Raw genomic sequence first — 17,100 nt, forward strand, 5'->3', positions numbered from 1 at the left:
AGTTAGGGATTCGTGAACTTCTTTCTGAAGTAGATAACGTCGTGCGGCCCGCACAGCGGACCCTACTTCAGTTTCTCGCCGAACTGTTTGCGGAACTTGTCGACCTTGGGGCGGACGACCATCGCACAGTAAGGGTTGCCGGGGTTGTTGGCCAGGTATTCTTGGTGGTAGTTCTCGGCGGGGTAGTAGTTGTTGATCTCGGTTACTTCAGTAACGATCTGGGCAGGGAACACGCCGTTGTCGTTGAGCTTGGCAATGAAGGCGTCGGCTGCTTCTTTTTGGGCCTGGCTATGGTAGAAGATCGCACTGCGATACTGTGGGCCGACGTCGTTTCCTTGGCGGTCTTTGGTGGTTGGATCGTGCGTTTGGAAGAAGATTTCTAGCAGATCTTCATAGCTTATCTGGTCGGGATCGAACGTGATTTGAATCACTTCGGCATGGCCGGTCGTTTTGGTGCAGACTTGTTCGTAGGTTGGGTTGGCGACATGCCCGCCAGCGTAACCGGAGGTGACCGACTCGACACCACGCAACTCGCTGAAGACCGCTTCGGTGCACCAAAAACAACCGCCACCAAACGTTGCCGTTTGAATTTCTGCCATGCGTTATTCTTCCGTTTCCTGACCGCTTAACAATGGTTTCAAATATTGGCCCGTGTAGCTTTCGGCCACTTCGGCGACTTGCTCTGGCGTGCCGGTTGCGATGATCTGACCACCGCCAGAACCACCCTCCGGGCCAAGGTCGATCAGCCAATCGGCGCTTTTGATAACGTCCAGATTGTGCTCGATCACCAGGACCGTGTTCCCTTTTTCAACCAAGCGGATCAGCACCGACAAGAGCCGCCGAATGTCCTCGAAGTGCAGCCCGGTGGTTGGTTCGTCTAGGACGTAAAGGGTCGAACCTGTTTCAGTACGGGCCAACTCGGTGGCTAATTTTATGCGTTGTGCCTCGCCGCCGGAAAGGGTCGTGCTGGGTTGTCCGAGCGAAAGATAGCCGAGGCCCACATCGCATAAACTGGACAGTACCCGATGAATGGTCGGCACGTTTTCGAAAAACTCGGCTGCTTCTTCAATAGGTAGGTTCAGTACATCGGCAATCGACAGGTCCTTGTACTTCACCCGTAAGGTCTGGCGGTTGAAGCGTTTGCCATTGCAGACCGGGCACTCGACGAACAGGTCGGGCAGGAAGTTCATTTCAATCTTCCGCAGCCCCTGACCTTGGCACTCCTCGCAGCGGCCCCCCTTTACGTTGAAGCTGAAGCGAGACGCTTTGTAGCCGTACTGCTTGGCCTGGCGAGTGCCGGCGTACACCTTGCGGATTTCGTCGAACACTCCGGTATAGGTCGCTGGGTTGCTGCGGGGCGTGCGACCGATGGGTGATTGGTCGATCGGAATGACCTTGTCGACTTGGCTGGTGCCACGCAAGCTGGTAAAAGGCCCAGGCCGCTGCGAAGGTTGCCCCAAGCGACGTAGCAGGGCTGGGGTGATCGTTTCGTTGACCAGCGAACTTTTGCCGCTGCCGCTCACGCCGGTCACACAGACGAAAGCCCCCAGCGGAATCTGGACGGCAACGTCTTTGAGGTTGTTCGTTGTTGCCCCTTCGAGCGAGATCATCCGGGTCTTGGCGATCTTGCGGCGCGACTCGGGAACGTCGATTTTTCGGCGGCCAGAGAGGTATTGGCCGGTGATCGAGTTTTCAACGTTCGAGACCACCTCCGGCGTTCCTTCGGCAATGATTAGCCCGCCGTGGTGGCCAGCGCCAGGGCCAACATCGACCAGGCGATCAGCCACCCGCATGATCGCTTCATCGTGTTCCACGACAATGACCGTATTGCCATGGTTGCGCAGGTCGACCAATGCTTCGATCAAACGATGGTTATCGCGCGAGTGAAGTCCGATCGAGGGTTCGTCCAAGATATAGCAAATGCCGACTAGCCCGCTGCCGATGCCGGTTGCCAGGCGGACCCGCTGCAGTTCTCCACCGCTGAGCGTATCGGCCGCCCGGTCGAGGGTGAGGTAATCGGCCCCCACTTTTTCCAGAAAGGTTAGCCGTTTGGCGATCTCGCGCACGATTGGCGTCGCGATCAGGCTTTCGTGTTCGTCGAACTCGAGCGTATCGAACCAAGCCCGGGCATCGTTGATGCTCAGCCGCACGATTTCGTGAATGTTCTTCCCGGCAACCCGCACGGCCAAAGCTTCTGGACGAAGCCGTGCCCCATGGCAGGCTGGGCAGGGGAGTTTGCCACGAAACTTGGCTAACTGGTCGAGCCTTTTTTTCCGCGTGGTGGTGACAAACTCTTTCTCTAAGGCGATGAGAATGCCCTGGAATTTGTCTTCGCCAGCGAACAGCTTCTCGCGCTGGAGATCGGTCCATTCGCTGAGCTTGGTGGTGGGATCGAGCTTGTGTTTCCCGAGGAACGTATCGAGCCCTTTGGCCAACTTGTCGACGGCGGCGGAGGTGAGGCCACGCCAAGGAGCGATCGCGCCGTCGGCGAGCGAAAGTTCTTTATCCGGTACAACCAAGTCGGGATCGAACTCTTCGCAGATGCCCAGGCCCTCGCACTTAGGGCAGGTACCGTAAGGACTGTTAAAGCTGAACGTTCGTGGTTCGATGTCGATGAAGCTTAAATTGCAATTAACGCAGGCCAACTCGGTATTGAAGATTTGATCAACCCAGGTTCCCTTCGGATGTTCGTCGTCGACTAGGTTGGTATCTAGATGACAAGACAGCAGCCGCCCGTCTCCCAGCTTCAAGGCCATGGCCACTGAATCACTCATGCGAGAACGTAGTCCTTCGCGGATGATGATTCGATCGATGATGGGTTCGATGGTGTGGTTTTTCTTCGGATTCAGTTCGGGGACTTCGTCGATCTGATAGACCTCGTCATCCACTCGGACACGCAACAGCCCTTCGCGACGGATCTTATCGATGACTTCTTTGTGGGCGCCTTTGCGTCCTTGGACCATGGGGGCCATGATCATCAGCTTGGTTTCTTCTGGCAGGTCGAGGAGCCGGTCTTGAATTTGTTCAGCTGTTTGCTGCGTGATCGGGCGACCACATTGCCAGCAGTGCGGCTGCCCTAAGCGTGCCATCAGCAAACGTAGATAGTCGTAGATCTCGGTGATTGTGGCGACGGTGCTGCGCGGGTTTTGGCTGCCGGTGCGCTGGTCGATACAGATGGTGGGCTGCAAGCCGACAATCAAATCGACGTCGGGCCGCTCCATTTGGTCGAGAAACTGGCGAGCGTAAACCGAGAGGCTTTCGACATACTGCCGCTGGCCTTCCGCGTAAAGCGTATCGAGCGCGAGAGAACTCTTGCCCGAACCGCTAGGACCAGTGATAACAATCAACTGGTCGCGGGGAAGGTCGATGTCGACGTTCTTTAGGTTGTGTACCCGTGCACCACGGACACGAATGTTGTCCGATTCCTGGGTCGGGTCGATGGCCGTCAGCTTGTCTCGATGAAAATCCACGATGGCAGACCGTCATGCTGGGCTGAAAGACCGGGCCTCGCGCCTTGCCCCCGCCATGGGGCAAACCCGACCTTAAAGGTATAAATGAATAGTGGCAATTCAGTTCAGGCTAACAAGACCCGCCAGTGGTGGCAACTAGTGGCGTTGGCTGGCAAGCCGAAGCGGCGGCTTAGGTTCGCCGTAAGTCTGAGACGGTCCTGCGTCAAGTGACGATCAGCTAACAGGTTACATCGCAGGCTTGAGGCAGTTAACAGAACTGTCAAGACAAACGCGGCAAGTAGATCTTCATTCAATTACCGAATTGGATGTCGTGCTCGACCGATTGGGCATGAAGGGAAGTAGCGGAAGGAACCATGCACAGTTTCATGCATTACAACGAGCGAGAAGAACGACTTCTGGCTCCGTATGCTTTGCGCAGTAAGCATTCGCGGGGACGCGAGTTCGAAGAATCGGAGCATGCGTACCGATCGCCGTTTCAGCGAGACCGAGACCGCATCATTCATAGCAGTGCTTTCCGCCGCCTGGCCGACAAGACCCAGGTTTTCATGAACGTTAGCGATTACCACCGCACTCGGCTGACGCACACCATCGAAGTAGTAACGATTGCCCGAACGATTGGCCGGACGCTGGGCCTCAACGAGGAGCTAATCGAGGCCCTGGGGCACCTGCACGATATCGGCCACCCGCCGTTTGGGCATTCCGGAGAAGACGTGCTGAAAGAGTGCATGGTCGATTGTGGAGGCTTTTCGCACAACGCGTTTGGGTTGGTGCTGGTGAAGAACTTGGAAGTTCGTAGCCCTTACTATGAAGGTTTAAATCTGACCTATGAAGTGCTGGAAGGCCAGCATACGCGGGTTGATAAGCGGCAGATGACCTTCCTGCGGCCTCTGCTGGAGGCCCAAACGGTCGAAACGGTCGACAGTATCACCTACGACGCCCACGATACCGATGATGCCTGGAAGTTGGGGCTGGTCAGCTTTGAAGAACTGATGCAAATTCCGCTGTTTGCACAAAGCACCGAGCGGGTTTATCAGCGTTTTGGCGAGCAAACGGGACGACGGCTTAGGAAGCTAGTTGTTCGTCAGCTAATCGATTTCCAGGTGACCGATGTGCTGGAAACCGCCATGGACCGCCTCGCGAAGTGGTCGCCAGGGTCTCCAGAAGAGGCAGAGTTATGTGACCCTATTATCACCGTGAGTGATGACTTGCGTGCGCGTAAGACGCAGTTAGAGCAATTTCTGTTTCACCACGTGTACCGCCACCCCGATATCGTCGAGTTCCGAAGACGGGGGCAAGACCAACTGCGACAGATGTACGAGGGGTATTTACGCAAACCAGAGTTGATTCGGGGGAAGTTAAGCGAGTGGGTCGACGTTTGGGGGCTGCCCCGCACGGTTGGCTATTACATTGCCACGATGACCGATTCTTATTGTCAACGTGAATATGAAGCCCATTTTCGCTGACCAATGGGGATGCTTTCCCTCGTTTTGCAGGGTAGAATACCTAACTTGGAACACAGAAACAGGTTTGTACTTTAGGGAGTTCGCATATCTGCGCGGGGTGTGCAACTACTCCTTCTTGTAGGTCGCGGATCTATACTGCAGGGTCTACATGGCGCTGATTGTCTTACGATTTGTATTTATGCTGGTCGCCGCTGGTGTCGGGATTACCCTGATCAAGGTCGACGCATTTCAAAGTGTCTTGAAGGATGAGCCCCTCTGGGCCTTTCTCGGGATCATGGTGCTTGCCCTCACGGTAATTGGTGTCGACGTAGGCGTTAAGCAAAAACGCTACGATACCATCTCCGGGGTTTACTTTGGATTGTTAGTTGGGCTCTCGCTCACCTACGTCTTAGGCTTGATTACCCAAGTCTGGTTTCCCGCCGACAACTACAACGCAGTAACGGCTCACCGGGCATTGCAACTGGTGGTTGGGATGGTGTTTTGCTATGCGTGTATCAGTCTCGTTCTGCAAACCAAAGACGACTTCCGCTTCATTATTCCTTACGTGGAATTCGCGAAGGAAGTGAAAGGCCCCAAGCCGTACGTGCTGGATACCAGTATCGTGATCGACGGCCGGATTGCCGATGTCGTGGAAACCGGTTTCTTTGATAACGTGCTGATCATGCCCCGCTTTGTGTTGGCTGAACTGCAAGGCATTGCCGACAGTAGCGATAAGCTGAAACGCAGCCGAGGCCGACGTGGGCTCGATATTTTGAACCGGCTGCGGAATAACGACCGGGTTGATTTGAAGATCCACGATCGCGAGACGCCAGACATGGAAGGCCAGCCGGTCGATATGAAGCTGGTGCTGCTGGCCAAGCTGCTGGAAGGCAAGATTGTCACCGGCGACTACAACTTGAATAAAGTGGCCAAGCTACACAACGTGGACGTGATCAACCTGAACGAAATCGCCAATGCGTTGAAGCCCGTCTTTTTGCCAGGCGAACATCTTTCGGTTCGGATTGTCAAAAAGGGAGAAGAAGACAGCCAAGGCGTTGGTTACCTGGACGACGGCACGATGATTGTTGTCGAAGGGGGACGCGACCACATCAACAGCCAGGTTCGCATCTTGGTGACCAGTGTGCTGCAAACCAGCGCTGGCCGTATGATCTTTGGCCGCTACGAAGCGGTTGAAGGGAGCCAGGGTGGCGTTTCCGGTGGCGGTCATAAGTCGCATGCCGGCTCATCGGCTTAAGCGACTATCGCAGCCGATTTTATTCCTACATCCTTTGTTTCTTGAAGTTTATTTGTGACTGATTCCGACACATCTGAAAACAACGCTGGCGAAGATCGTCGCAGCCTCGAACTGGCAACCGCCGCAGCCCAGGTGATCGAAGACAACAAAGGACGCGATATCTGCATCCTGGATATGCGTCATCTGACGCCGATCTTCGATTACTTCGTTATCGGCACCGGCGGTAGCCGTCGGCAATTGCACGCAATGAGCGAAGAAATCGACGACAAGCTCGAAAAAGAGCTGGGCGATCGCCGCATGGGACGCGAAGGGTACGACGAAAGCCGCTGGATCTTGCTCGATTACGGCACGGTCGTCGTCCATCTGTTCGACGAGGAAACCCGCGAGTACTTCCAGTTAGAACAACTATGGGCCGATGCCAAGAAGGTTGATCTGACCGGCATTTTGCGTGGCTCAGAGTAATCGAGCCGCTGGGCTGCGCTGTTTTTCTACGATTGGTTGCCGTTTTCTCGGTCCGCCCAGCAGGCTCTGCGGTACCCGCGTTGCGTTATTTCGCGATAATCGACGTATTCATTCGGACAGATGCGGTGTCTATCTGTCCGAAATGAGTTTGTCGCCGGTGGTCTTCGTCGGCAAGTTTTCTCTCTAGTTGACCGTTTTGCGTTGAAGTCATTCCATGAACATTCTTGCCCTGCTTAAGGCCCGGTTTCAGCCTGTTTTGGAATCGATGTCCGCTGATGTCGCTCCTTTATTGGAAATGATCCGCCCTGCTGGCGACCCTAAGTTCGGCGACTATCAGGCCAACTTTGCGATGGGCTTGGCCAAGAAGGTGGGCAAGAATCCACGTGATCTGGCAACCGAGATCGTGGCTGCGACCAGCTTAGAAGATCTGTGCGAACCGCCAGAGGTGGCCGGGCCTGGCTTCATTAACTTGAAGCTTCGCGACGATTGGCTGCAGATGCAGCTATCCGCCGCCCAGGCCGATACACGGGTGGGTGTCGAGAAGGCGGCCGAGTCAAAGACGTACATTGTCGACTATTCCTCGCCGAACGTCGCCAAGCCGATGCACGTGGGGCACATCCGTAGCACGGTGATCGGCGATTCCCTTTGTCGCACGCTGAAATTCATGGGGCACAACGCGATCAGTGACAATCACCTGGGAGACTGGGGAACCCAGTTCGGGATGATCATCTATGGCTATAAGAACTTCGTCGATCAAGACGCTTACAAAGCAGCACCGGTGCCAGAGCTTTCGCGGATCTATCGTGTTGTGCGGAGCTTGATGGATTACTTCGATGCGAAGAACGCGTTGCCGAAGTTAATTGAAAAGCTGGCCGAACGAACCGCAGAGTATGAAACTGCCAAGAACGCCCCGGAAACAAGCGACAAAGCAGAAGCCAAGAAGCAGAAGAAGGAAGTTGGCCGGCTGCAATCGCAAATCAAAGAATTGAACGAAGAGATCGAAGCGACCAAAGAGAAAGTCGCCAAGACCGACGATTCGCCGCAACTGGCCAAGCTTGCCGCCGAGCATGCCAACATCAGCACCGCCGTCCTGCAGGAAACCGCCAAGCTGCACGCTGGCGATGAAGAAAATCTCGCCCTTTGGAAAGAGTTCCTTCCGTTCTGCGAAGACGAAATCAAACGGGTTTACGAGCGGTTGAACGTCACGTTCGATCATCAACTGGGGGAAAGCTTCTATCACGATCGTCTGGCCGCTGTGGTCGAAGACTTCGAGAAGCGTGGCCTGGCGAAAGAATCCGAGGGGGCAACGTGCGTCTTCCTCGAAGGCTTCAAGGCCCCGATGATCATCCGCAAGCGAGACGGCGCGTTCCTCTATTCAACGACCGACCTGGCGACGATCGCCTACCGAATGGAAACCTGGAAGCCGGACGCCATTTTGTACGTGGTCGACTTCCGCCAGGGAGATCACTTCGACAAGTTGTTCGCAGCGACCCGGCTCTGGGGTTACACCGATATCGAACTAAAGCATGTCAGCTTTGGCACGGTGATGGGTGACGACGGCAAACCGTTCAAAACGCGTTCGGGCGATACGGTGGGCTTGGAGGGTTTGCTCGATGAAGCAGTGTCGCGGGCCTATAAAATTGTGCAAGATGCGGGTGCCGCAGGAGGCGATGCCCTGGAAGAATCGCAGCAGAAAGCGGTTGCTGAAACGGTAGGGATCGCGGCGCTGAAGTATGGCGACTTGTCGCAGAACCGTGAATCGGACTACAAGTTCAGCTACGATAAGATGCTGGCGCTCAACGGCAATACGTCGACTTACATGCAGTACGCTTATGCCCGCGTGCAAAGCATTTTCCGCAAAGGGGAAGTCGATATCGACGCTCTGCGAACCAGCGGCGCGAAGATCGTACTGGGGCATCCGGCCGAACGGCAACTGGCTTTGGCGATCTTGCGATTCTCGGAAGCGCTGGACGATGTGTTGGTCGACTATCGCCCGAACTACCTGACCAACTACTTATTCGACCAGCTGGCCAAGTCGTACAGCGGTTTCTTTGAAAACTGCCCAGTGCTGAAGGCCGAAACAGAAGAGCAGAAGAATAGCCGCCTCTTGCTTTGCGATCTGACGGCTCGGGTGATACAACAGGGCCTGGGTTTGTTGGGTATTCAGACGGTCGAAAAGATGTAACCACCGGGGAACGACATGCCAAGGAAGGTCGCAAGCAAAGCTTCGCCAAGCTTTCAGCTGAACACCGTTTTTCACGGTCACGCGCGAAGTGTCTTGGCGACGTTCCCTGACGAGGTCGTCGATTGTGTGGTGACCAGTCCCCCTTACTTTCAGCAGCGCAATTACGACGGCGACGACCAGATCGGGCAAGAGAAGAAGCCTGAGGAGTACGTCGCCAGCCTCGTCGATGTCTTCCGCGAGGTTCGCCGCACGCTGAAGGAGAGCGGCGCCTTGTGGTTGGTATTGGGAGATAAGTACCTCGATGGCGAACTGCTGGGGTTGCCGTGGCAAGTGGCTCTCGCGCTACGGGCCGATGGTTGGAAACTGCGGAGCGACGTGATTTGGCACAAGCCGAACGCGATGCCCAGTAGCGTGAAAACCCGTCCGACGACTGATCACGAGTACATCTTTCTGCTGGTAAAAAACAACCAGTATTTCTACGACGCCGATGCCATCCGCGAGCCGCACGTCACCTTCAGCGAGAACAGCAAGATGAAGGGGGGCCGCAATCATTTTCACCGTCGCGGCAGCACGCCTGAGGCTGGCAAGAACGGCGGTAACAGCAACCTGCATGATGCAAGGTGGGATCAAGCTTTTCATCCCAAGGGGCGTAATAAGCGAACCGTCTGGTCCGTGCCCCTCTCGAAGTTTCGCAATGCCCACTTTGCGGTCTTCCCCGAAACGCTGGTCGAAACCTGTATCAACGCGACTTGCCCGGAAGATGGTGTGGTGCTTGATCCGTTTCTGGGGAGTGGTACGACGGCGGTGGTGGCGCAGCGGCTAGGTCGCAGCTACTTGGGTGTCGATCAATCGGCCAGGTACGTCGAAATGGCACGCGGCCGTTTGGCGGAAGCGAAACGCGGACAACAGGATTTGCCTGGGATCAAGCGATAAGTGGACAGCGCCGGGCGTTTTTACTTCGCCGGCGTTGCCGTGGGGATCTTCAGCCGCGATGGATCGAGAACCACGTGCTTGATGGTCTCGCGGCGGTAGGTGTAGGTAATATGTACCTTCCCATCCGAGGTTTGAATGACCGCCGGATACGAGTATTCGCCCGGCTGTCGTTCCAGAGTTAGCACCGGGTGCCAGGATTGACCATCGGCTGAGAGGGCCACATTCAGCATGTTGCGACCAGCGGGGAACTCTGACTGTTTGATGGTGTGGTTGTAAACGAGAAGCTGTGTGCCGTCTTTCAAGGTGACGGCATCGGTCCCAGAGTTCGGATTGGGAAGTTCGGTGGCACTTAGCACGCTCCAGGTCTGGCCACCATCCTCCGACCAAGCCGAAGCGACGACGCTTTCGCGCGTGCGGCAGACGATCTGCATTTTGCCATCAGCATAGGTCAAGATGCTGGGCTGGATGGCGTTGAAGAGCTTGGCGTCGTTGATGGGGCCGATCACTTCCCAGGTTTGACCTTGGTCTTTGGATATCTCGAAGTGAACCCGCCAGCCTTTGTGTTCGGTGCTGGAAGGACAGACGATGGTTCCGTCTGCCAGTTGAATCGGTTTATTCTTCACCGGGCCAATCAAATGACCGATCGCATCATTTTCGCCCAGGCGTTTAGGGTCACTCCAGGTCACTCCGTTATCGGTTGAAGTCATTAACATGCCCCACCAGCGGCTCGGGCTGGGGCCGACCTTATAGAACAGCATCAGCGGCCCTTCTTTGGGTTGAAAGAGGACCGGGTTCCAGGTTGGGTAGCGAACGCCTTGCGATTCCTCGCCATGAGCAACTTCGATAGGCGTGGTCCAGCCGTTGCCGGTGTTGCGTGAGATCCAGATTCCGACGTCAGGGTTGTTTTCGTGCGTGCCGCCGAACCAAGCCGCAACCAGCCCCTCTGGGGTCTCGACAATGGTCGAGGCGTGGCTGTTGTTGGTCGGACGCTGATCGACTGGAAAAATCTCTTCCGACGCCACAAAAGCAGGGGTGTCGTGGCCAATTACCTTAGGAAGCGACACTGCAACAGTGTCGGCGGCCACGCAGGCAGGGGAAAGAGCAAGCAGGCCAACAAAAAGGGCGAGCAAGCTACCGATGATTGGCTTCAGGTTCATGGCGATCTATGTCAGTCGTCAGGAGCTGGGGGCTCGAACTAGGAAGGGAGAGGTCGTCTGGTTAACGCCGTAATCCTTTCAATATTCCAACATTCGGCCACCTGTGTCAAAGTGAATCGACCGGAGGAAATGGGCTTCTTTCATTTCCCGCCAAAAATCTTAGCTCAAAAAGGGCTCGCGCACGAAAAAACCCTCGGACACGTGGTTTGTATCCGAGGGTTTTTCGTTAATTGAAGTTGGCCGAGGCCAGGGCGATTAGAGGGTGCCCAGCTTCTTGACCAAGTCAGCCGTACGAGCCGAGTAGCCAGCTTCGTTGTCGTACCACGAAACGACCTTAACCAGCTTGCCGCTGATGACCGCGGTGAACGGAGCAGCGAAGATCGAGCTGTGTGGGTCGCCGATGATGTCGGACGAAACGATTGGGTCTTCGGTGTAAGCCAAAATACCCTTCATCGGGCCTTCAGCGGCTGCCTTGACGGCGGCGTTGATTTCTTCGACGGTCGCTTCCTTGGACAGGTTCGCGGTCAGGTCGACAACGCTACCGGTTGGGACAGGGACTCGCATGGCGATACCGGTCAGTTTGCCCTTCAGTTCCGGAATGGCCAAAGCCACTGCCTTAGCAGCACCGGTCGAAGTGGGGATGATGTTCTGAGCGGCAGCACGAGCACGGTAAGGATCTTTGTGCGGCAGGTCCAGCACGTTCTGATCGTTAGTGTAGGCGTGGATGGTGGTCATCAAGCCGTTTTCGATACCGAAGGTGTCGTTAAGCACCTTGGCAACCGGAGCCAGGCAGTTGGTCGTGCAACTGGCGTTCGAGACGGTGGTCATCTCGGCGGTCAGTTGATCGTCGTTCACGCCCAGCACGCAGGTCAGGTCAGGAGCGTCCTTGGCCGGAGCGGACAGGACAACCTTGCGAGCACCAGCGTCGAGGTGCGAATCGTAACCTGGCTTCGAGTCGGTCTTTTTACCGGTGAAAACGCCGGTGCTTTCGATCACAACATCTACACCCAGATCGCCCCATGGCAAGTTGGCTGGGTTACGTTCTTCGAGAACTTTGATCTTCTTGCCGTTAACCGTCAGGCCTTCGCTGTCGAATTCGACGGTGCCTGGGAAGCGGCGGTGGGTGCTGTCGTACTTCAACAGCGTTGCCAGCATTTCGTTGTCGGTCAGGTCGTTAATCGCGACAACTTCGAACTCCTCAGGGCGAGAAATCATGTTGCGGAAGGTGAGTCGACCGATGCGTCCAAAACCGTTGATTGCAACCTTTACTGCCACGGTACGTATTCTCCTGAGGGGGTAATGCGTTGAGCGACGATCGTCTCGTCGCAGTGATTCGTTTTATTTCTGTCCCACAAGGGGGACATGCCAAGCGGGGCATTTTCTCGGCAACACTAGCACGCCACACAGGGCGTGTCCTGGCAGGCAAGACATCCGTGCCCAGAGCTGCAAGGTTAGCGCCAAGCGAATTTGACGATGCTTGGGTTGCTTTCCTAGAGAAGGCGATTATACGGCCCCTTAATTTGATGCACAAGCGGCGTAAGGGATAGCAAGACGAAGTCCCAGAGCTTGATTCGTAGGGGCGATAATGTCCCTATATGCGTGCGTTAGGGGGTGGTTAAGTTCCGTGGAGCGATTTAAGAAGACGTCTTCTTGAAAAATTCATTCCACGCGGAAGGCCCTCGACGCGAGTTCTGGCCTGGTCTTGAGGGCTGGCGGTGGAATTGGGCGTTTCCTTAGCGGGCGATTGCCGTGGGGGAACTCGAGGGGAGATCACTCGACGAGTGGTGGTCGTCTGAGTCGGAGCGAGAGTTGCCCTCGGTTGCCAGTGGGGCTTTCCCCAGCCCTAAGAACTTGTGAATTCCGTACATAACGCCTGCCACGGCGCACCAAGTGGCAGGGTAAACCAAGATGCCAGGGCCAAGCACAATCGCTCCGAGCAGGCACCACAGAACGATGATAGAGCTTAGCAAAGTAACTAATTTCATCGCGATTTGTCTCCTTGGCCAGGCGTGACCATTCCTATCCGAGGAATGCGATTTTTGTCACTTGTGGAGTTTTAATCCACTTTAGTGGGGTTCTAGGGTAATTATATGCACAGAAATTGGTTTGCGGCTACACAAACTTAGGTTCGCGAAAAAGAAGAAGCTTGTTGTAAAGCTCCACAATGAGCGCGATTTCTCGATATTTTGCGTGGTAAATGGCTGGGTTTTACCACTTCTGGTCGGTTATCCTAGGCACACTCGGCGAAGAGCAGTTCTCCGGTATCGGCAGTTGCCAAGGATGGTTGCGGCAATGCTGGACACGCTACCGCTACCAGAAAAACGCGCTAGATGCGGCCACCTAGGAGGAACCTGATGACCGAAAACGACCAACCCGCTCAGCACGATAGCAGCGTGCGAGGCCTGATTCTTATTCTATTGGGCATTTTTCTCGGGGTGATGCTGGGCTTGTTTTACGGCAAGACGATGTGGCTGGCCTCGAATGGGCCAGAGAAGCAAGTCACTCGCCTGGAAGCCACGATCAAGCAAAAGGAAAAGGACGCCGCCAAGTATCGGCAAGCAGCCGAGGAGGCAACCGATCCCCAGCAACAGCAGCGACTCAATCGGGAAGCTGGTCGGCTTGAAGGGCATATTCCCACCATCGAGAATCGGCTCGCTGCTTTGAAGCAAGAGGTTCAAGTTGTCGAAGCCGATAAAGCTGCTGGCAAGTATGGTGTGGCGCAGTCGGTGTGGATCTTCTGCGAGTTCTGCGGCGATCTCTTCCTGCAAGTCCTCAAGCTGTTAGTGATTCCATTGGTGGTGACCAGCATGATCAGCGGGATTACCTCGCTGGGGGACATCCGCAAGATGGGGCGAGTCGGGCTTTCGACCATTATCTATTACTTCAGCACCGGGGCGATTGCCGTCTTCATTGGAATTGTGCTGGTGGTGATCATTCAGCCAGGCGTCTCGGCAGACGATACGTTCGCTTATCGAACCGATACGGTTGACGCGAAGGAAGGGCAGACCACGCTCGAGGTCTTTTTGGATGTGTTCCGTGGCCGCCAAGGAGACCCTGGCAGCGGCATGTTTCCCTCGAACTTGTTTGAAGCGGCGACCAATACCAACGTGCTAGCGCTGATTGTGTTTGCCATCGTATTTGGTGGGGCGTTGACCACCCTCGGAGAAGAAGGGATGCTCGTGATCCGCTTCTTCAATGTGTGTAATCAGGCGGTCATGAAGATGGTTCACTTGGTGATGCTGTTTGCACCGGTCGGTATCTTTGGGTTGGTTTCCGCCAACATCGCCAAGAACGGGGGAGGTGCCGGATTCCTCGAACAGTTGCATGCGATTGGCTGGTACGTGGCGACCGTTGTGATTGGTTTGACAATTCACGCAGTCGTGCTGGGCACGCTGCTCTGGACGCTAGGGAAACGCAATCCGTTTGTTTACACCTTTAACCTGCTGCGGGCACTGCTTACATCGGTCAGCACGGCCAGCAGTGCCGCGACTTTGCCGGTGACGATGGAATGTGTCGAAGAGAACAACGGTGTCTCGAACCGCGCCGCATCGTTCGTGCTGCCGCTGGGGGCGACCATCAACATGGATGGAACCGCCCTTTACGAAGCGGTCGCCGTGATCTTTATCGCCCAGACATTGGGTATCGATCTCGATATGGCCGACCTGGTGATTATCTTCTTGACGGCATCGTTAGCGGCAGTTGGGGCAGCCGGCATCCCTGAGGCTGGTCTCGTGACCATGGTAATCGTCTTGCAAGCGGTTGGCTTGCCAATGACCGGTATCGGCACCATCCTGGCCATCGACTGGTTCCTCGACCGATTGCGCACGACGGTCAATGTCTACGGCGATGCCTGCGGGGCAGGGATCATCGATACGATGGTCGTCCAGAAACAGGCGACGGCCGTGGAATAGTTAGAAGTGTTCGGTCTTCAGCAAGAAGGTGAGCAGAGAGCACCCGTGGTTTGGTGAACGGTGTCATTCACCTTCTCGCTGGGCAGGATCGTCGCGGAAGCCGAGGACTCGGCGGATTTCGGCAGGGCTGGTAATGCCAGAGGCGAGTAGCTGTTCGGCTTGCGGCCAACGGGTAAGCATTCCGGCTCGGACGGCCCAGCTTTCGATGTCAGCGGAGGTGGCCGATTCCAAGGCCAGCTTGGCCAGGCGATGTTGGTGCGGCACCAACCATTCTGCCAGAAGAGTACGCCCCACGTAGCCAGTGCCACGGCAATCGGGACAACCGCGCGGCTGCTTCATTCCCGCGATAGAAAAACCGAAGCGGTTGTCGTCATCGCATGGGCTCGCACAGTGACAAAGCTTTCGCACCAAGCGTTGATGGAGCACACCCAGCAGGCCGCTTTGAATCATGTAGGGAGGAATCCCCATATCGATCAGCCGCCGCACTCCTTCGGCCGCACTGCCGCTATGAAATGTGCTAAGCACCAACTGCCCGGTCAGGCTGGCCTGCATTGCGGTTTCGGCTGTTTCCGGATCGCGGATCTCGCCAACCAGGATCACCTCGGGGTCTTGCCGCATGAGGCTACGCAGGCCGGTTGCGAAATCAAACCCAGCGTTGGGGCGGATGTTGCTTTGCGAGATGCCAGTAATCTCTGATTCGATCGGGTCTTCCAGGGTCACGACACTACGGGCGCCTTCATCCTGGGCATTGATATGCCGCAAGCAAGCATAGGCAGTGGTCGACTTGCCGCTACCTGCTGGCCCGGCAATTAGGATCATGCCTGATGACTCGCAAAGTAGTGCGGTCAGGTCTGCGGCAATGGCAGGGGGAAGCTGCAAGTCGCCAAGTTGTTGGAGCTCGACTTGTTGCCACAAAATTCGAATAACGACCCGCTCGCCATGCAGTGCCGGAAACGTGCTCACACGTATCTCTTGTCCCTGTGACATTTCTCCCACGCGACCTTCCTGGGGAATATCGGCCCGGTAGGTCAGCAGCCCGGCCATGATCTTCAGTCGGGCAGCGATGTCGGTTTTCTCGCCGTGGGGAAGCTTGCCCAGCAGTTGTAGCACGCCATCAATCCGAACTTTGACCAGAATGCCCTCGGATGTCGGTTGCAGATGAACATCGCTCGCTTGCAGGGCCAATGCCCCAGCAAGCAGTGTATCGACAACCTTCTCGGCGTAAGTTTCCGTGGCCGGGTTATGTGCCAGCAGACGCTGGTGAAGTTCAGGCAGTTGCATGAAAGCGGGCTATTGTGGGGATTGATCGGTTCGTTCGCATGCTTCCTCTCGATTCATTTTCCGAACCGAGAGGCACGAGGCAAGTTCCTAGCTCCCTATCCTCATCTGCCAGACGATCACAAACAAGCCGACCGCAAAGCACCACCACGCGAACCAGTGCAGACGACCGCGTTGGACCATTTTCAAAAGCAAAACCAGCGAGGCCCAGCCGACCGCAAAGCTGACGAGTGCCCCCAGAAGAAGCAGCCATGTCGGTATCCCGCTTTCCGATTCGCCGGCGTCCCCTAGCTTCTTCGCGGTTTCCAGGGTGATGGCTCCGAGGATCGCCGGAACCGCCATCAAAAACGAAAAGGTTGCGGCCCCTTCACGGGAAAGCCCCAGTGCCTGACCGCTGCAAATGGTCGAACCACTGCGGGAGATACCGGGCAAAATCGCAAGGGCCTGGGCACAGCCGATCCACCAAGCTTGCCACCACGTGGTTTCCGCGTACGACTCTTCCGTTTGGCTTAATTTCTGCGAGAGCAGCAGGATTGCTCCGGTAATTAAGAGGCATACGCCAGCCACCTTGGGCGATTCCAGGATCGCGTCGGCGTCGGTTGCTTTGAGTAAGACTGCCGCAATGACTGCCGGAACCGTGGCCAAGCCAAGCAAGACTAAAAGCCGCCAATCTTTGGTAAACGCCTCGTACAGCTGTTTGCGGTAGACAACCAAAATCGAGCCTAACGTTCCGGCATGCAGCACGATGTTCAGCTCGATCATGTCGAACTTTTCAGGGTCGGCACCCAAAAGCGTAGCCAGCACGACAAGGTGGCCGGAAGAACTGATCGGCAGGAACTCGGCAATTCCTTGCACGACGGCAAGCAAGATGATCTGCCAGGCTGGTACGTCCACGGAGCAATTTCCCAAATCGAGAGCAAAGCGATACTTTATTTTCCGCCGTGCCCAAGGGCGAGGTGTGAATCACGAAGCGGAAATGTTACCACGATTCAGGGAAGCTGGGGTTA

At 55.8% G+C, this 17,100-nt stretch carries 14 protein-coding genes; 7 read left to right on the forward strand and 7 right to left on the reverse strand.

The window, feature by feature from the left end; all coding sequences use genetic code 11:
- Positions 1-62: 62 nt before the first annotated feature.
- Entirely contained in the window at positions 63-599 is a 537-nt protein-coding gene (gene msrA, locus DTL42_RS08900) for a peptide-methionine (S)-S-oxide reductase MsrA (protein ID WP_114368349.1), read from the reverse strand.
- A gap of 3 nt (positions 600-602) precedes the next feature.
- Positions 603-3,470, reverse strand: a complete 2,868-nt coding sequence (gene uvrA / locus DTL42_RS08905; protein ID WP_234824137.1) for an excinuclease ABC subunit UvrA — start codon at positions 3,468-3,470, stop codon at positions 603-605.
- A gap of 353 nt (positions 3,471-3,823) precedes the next feature.
- Here uvrA and dgt point away from each other — a divergent pair, with 353 nt between their 5' ends.
- The 5 genes from dgt to DTL42_RS08930 all read left to right on the forward strand — a co-directional run bounded on the left by dgt (position 3,824) and on the right by DTL42_RS08930 (position 9,747).
- Complete coding sequence (dgt, locus tag DTL42_RS08910) at positions 3,824-4,933, forward strand: dGTP triphosphohydrolase (protein ID WP_114368350.1); 1,110 nt, start codon at positions 3,824-3,826, stop codon at positions 4,931-4,933.
- Positions 4,934-5,081: 148 nt separating this feature from the next.
- On the forward strand, positions 5,082-6,167 hold the full coding sequence (locus DTL42_RS08915) for a PIN/TRAM domain-containing protein (RefSeq protein ID WP_234824138.1): 1,086 nt from the start codon (positions 5,082-5,084) through the stop codon (positions 6,165-6,167).
- A gap of 54 nt (positions 6,168-6,221) precedes the next feature.
- On the forward strand, positions 6,222-6,629 hold the full coding sequence (gene rsfS, locus DTL42_RS08920; RefSeq protein ID WP_114368351.1) for a ribosome silencing factor: 408 nt from the start codon (positions 6,222-6,224) through the stop codon (positions 6,627-6,629).
- A gap of 214 nt (positions 6,630-6,843) precedes the next feature.
- On the forward strand, positions 6,844-8,814 hold the full coding sequence (gene argS, locus DTL42_RS08925) for an arginine--tRNA ligase (RefSeq protein ID WP_114368352.1): 1,971 nt from the start codon (positions 6,844-6,846) through the stop codon (positions 8,812-8,814).
- A 15-nt stretch (positions 8,815-8,829) separates the two neighbouring features.
- Entirely contained in the window at positions 8,830-9,747 is a 918-nt protein-coding gene (locus DTL42_RS08930; protein ID WP_114368353.1) for a DNA-methyltransferase, read from the forward strand.
- Positions 9,748-9,767: 20 nt separating this feature from the next.
- Here DTL42_RS08930 and DTL42_RS08935 read toward each other — a convergent pair whose 3' ends face one another.
- The 3 genes from DTL42_RS08935 to DTL42_RS08945 form a co-directional block, all read right to left on the reverse strand.
- Positions 9,768-10,904 carry a sialidase family protein gene (locus tag DTL42_RS08935; protein WP_114368354.1) on the reverse strand — a complete coding sequence of 379 codons (1,137 nt, stop codon included), beginning with the start codon at positions 10,902-10,904 and terminating at the stop codon, positions 9,768-9,770.
- Positions 10,905-11,159: 255 nt separating this feature from the next.
- Complete coding sequence (gene gap / locus DTL42_RS08940) at positions 11,160-12,179, reverse strand: type I glyceraldehyde-3-phosphate dehydrogenase (RefSeq protein ID WP_114368355.1); 1,020 nt, start codon at positions 12,177-12,179, stop codon at positions 11,160-11,162.
- Positions 12,180-12,637: 458 nt separating this feature from the next.
- On the reverse strand, positions 12,638-12,889 hold the full coding sequence (locus DTL42_RS08945; RefSeq protein ID WP_114368356.1) for a hypothetical protein: 252 nt from the start codon (positions 12,887-12,889) through the stop codon (positions 12,638-12,640).
- A gap of 212 nt (positions 12,890-13,101) precedes the next feature.
- Between DTL42_RS08945 and DTL42_RS26245 the strand changes: the two genes are divergently transcribed.
- Together DTL42_RS26245 and DTL42_RS08950 are read left to right on the forward strand one after the other, a co-directional pair.
- Positions 13,102-13,248: a hypothetical protein gene (locus tag DTL42_RS26245; protein ID WP_158545291.1), complete on the forward strand. Its 147-nt coding sequence runs from the start codon at positions 13,102-13,104 to the stop codon at positions 13,246-13,248.
- 10 nt (positions 13,249-13,258) lie between these two features.
- Positions 13,259-14,815, forward strand: coding sequence for a cation:dicarboxylate symporter family transporter (locus tag DTL42_RS08950; protein ID WP_114368357.1), 1,557 nt, complete (start codon positions 13,259-13,261; stop codon positions 14,813-14,815).
- A gap of 63 nt (positions 14,816-14,878) precedes the next feature.
- On the opposite strand, the gene DTL42_RS08955 is transcribed toward DTL42_RS08950, so the two are convergent.
- On the reverse strand, positions 14,879-16,096 hold the full coding sequence (locus tag DTL42_RS08955) for a GspE/PulE family protein (protein WP_114368358.1): 1,218 nt from the start codon (positions 16,094-16,096) through the stop codon (positions 14,879-14,881).
- A gap of 87 nt (positions 16,097-16,183) precedes the next feature.
- A complete protein-coding gene (locus DTL42_RS08960) occupies positions 16,184-16,987 on the reverse strand; it encodes an undecaprenyl-diphosphate phosphatase (RefSeq protein ID WP_114368359.1) in 804 nt (267 codons plus the stop codon).
- Positions 16,988-17,100: the final 113 nt, after the last annotated feature.

It is taken from the genome of Bremerella cremea (genome assembly GCF_003335505.1).
Taxonomy (GTDB): domain Bacteria; phylum Planctomycetota; class Planctomycetia; order Pirellulales; family Pirellulaceae; genus Bremerella; species Bremerella cremea_A.

Coding starts and splice junctions, on each gene's coding strand:
- msrA (WP_114368349.1), bottom strand. CDS start 599: ATGGCAGAAATTCAAACGGCAACGTTTGGTGGCGGTTGTTTTTGGTGC.
- dgt (WP_114368350.1), top strand. CDS start 3,824: ATGCACAGTTTCATGCATTACAACGAGCGAGAAGAACGACTTCTGGCT.
- DTL42_RS08915 (WP_234824138.1), top strand. CDS start 5,082: ATGGCGCTGATTGTCTTACGATTTGTATTTATGCTGGTCGCCGCTGGT.
- argS (WP_114368352.1), top strand. CDS start 6,844: ATGAACATTCTTGCCCTGCTTAAGGCCCGGTTTCAGCCTGTTTTGGAA.
- DTL42_RS08930 (WP_114368353.1), top strand. CDS start 8,830: ATGCCAAGGAAGGTCGCAAGCAAAGCTTCGCCAAGCTTTCAGCTGAAC.
- DTL42_RS08935 (WP_114368354.1), bottom strand. CDS start 10,904: ATGAACCTGAAGCCAATCATCGGTAGCTTGCTCGCCCTTTTTGTTGGC.
- DTL42_RS08945 (WP_114368356.1), bottom strand. CDS start 12,889: ATGAAATTAGTTACTTTGCTAAGCTCTATCATCGTTCTGTGGTGCCTG.
- DTL42_RS26245 (WP_158545291.1), top strand. CDS start 13,102: ATGGCTGGGTTTTACCACTTCTGGTCGGTTATCCTAGGCACACTCGGC.
- DTL42_RS08950 (WP_114368357.1), top strand. CDS start 13,259: ATGACCGAAAACGACCAACCCGCTCAGCACGATAGCAGCGTGCGAGGC.
- DTL42_RS08955 (WP_114368358.1), bottom strand. CDS start 16,096: ATGCAACTGCCTGAACTTCACCAGCGTCTGCTGGCACATAACCCGGCC.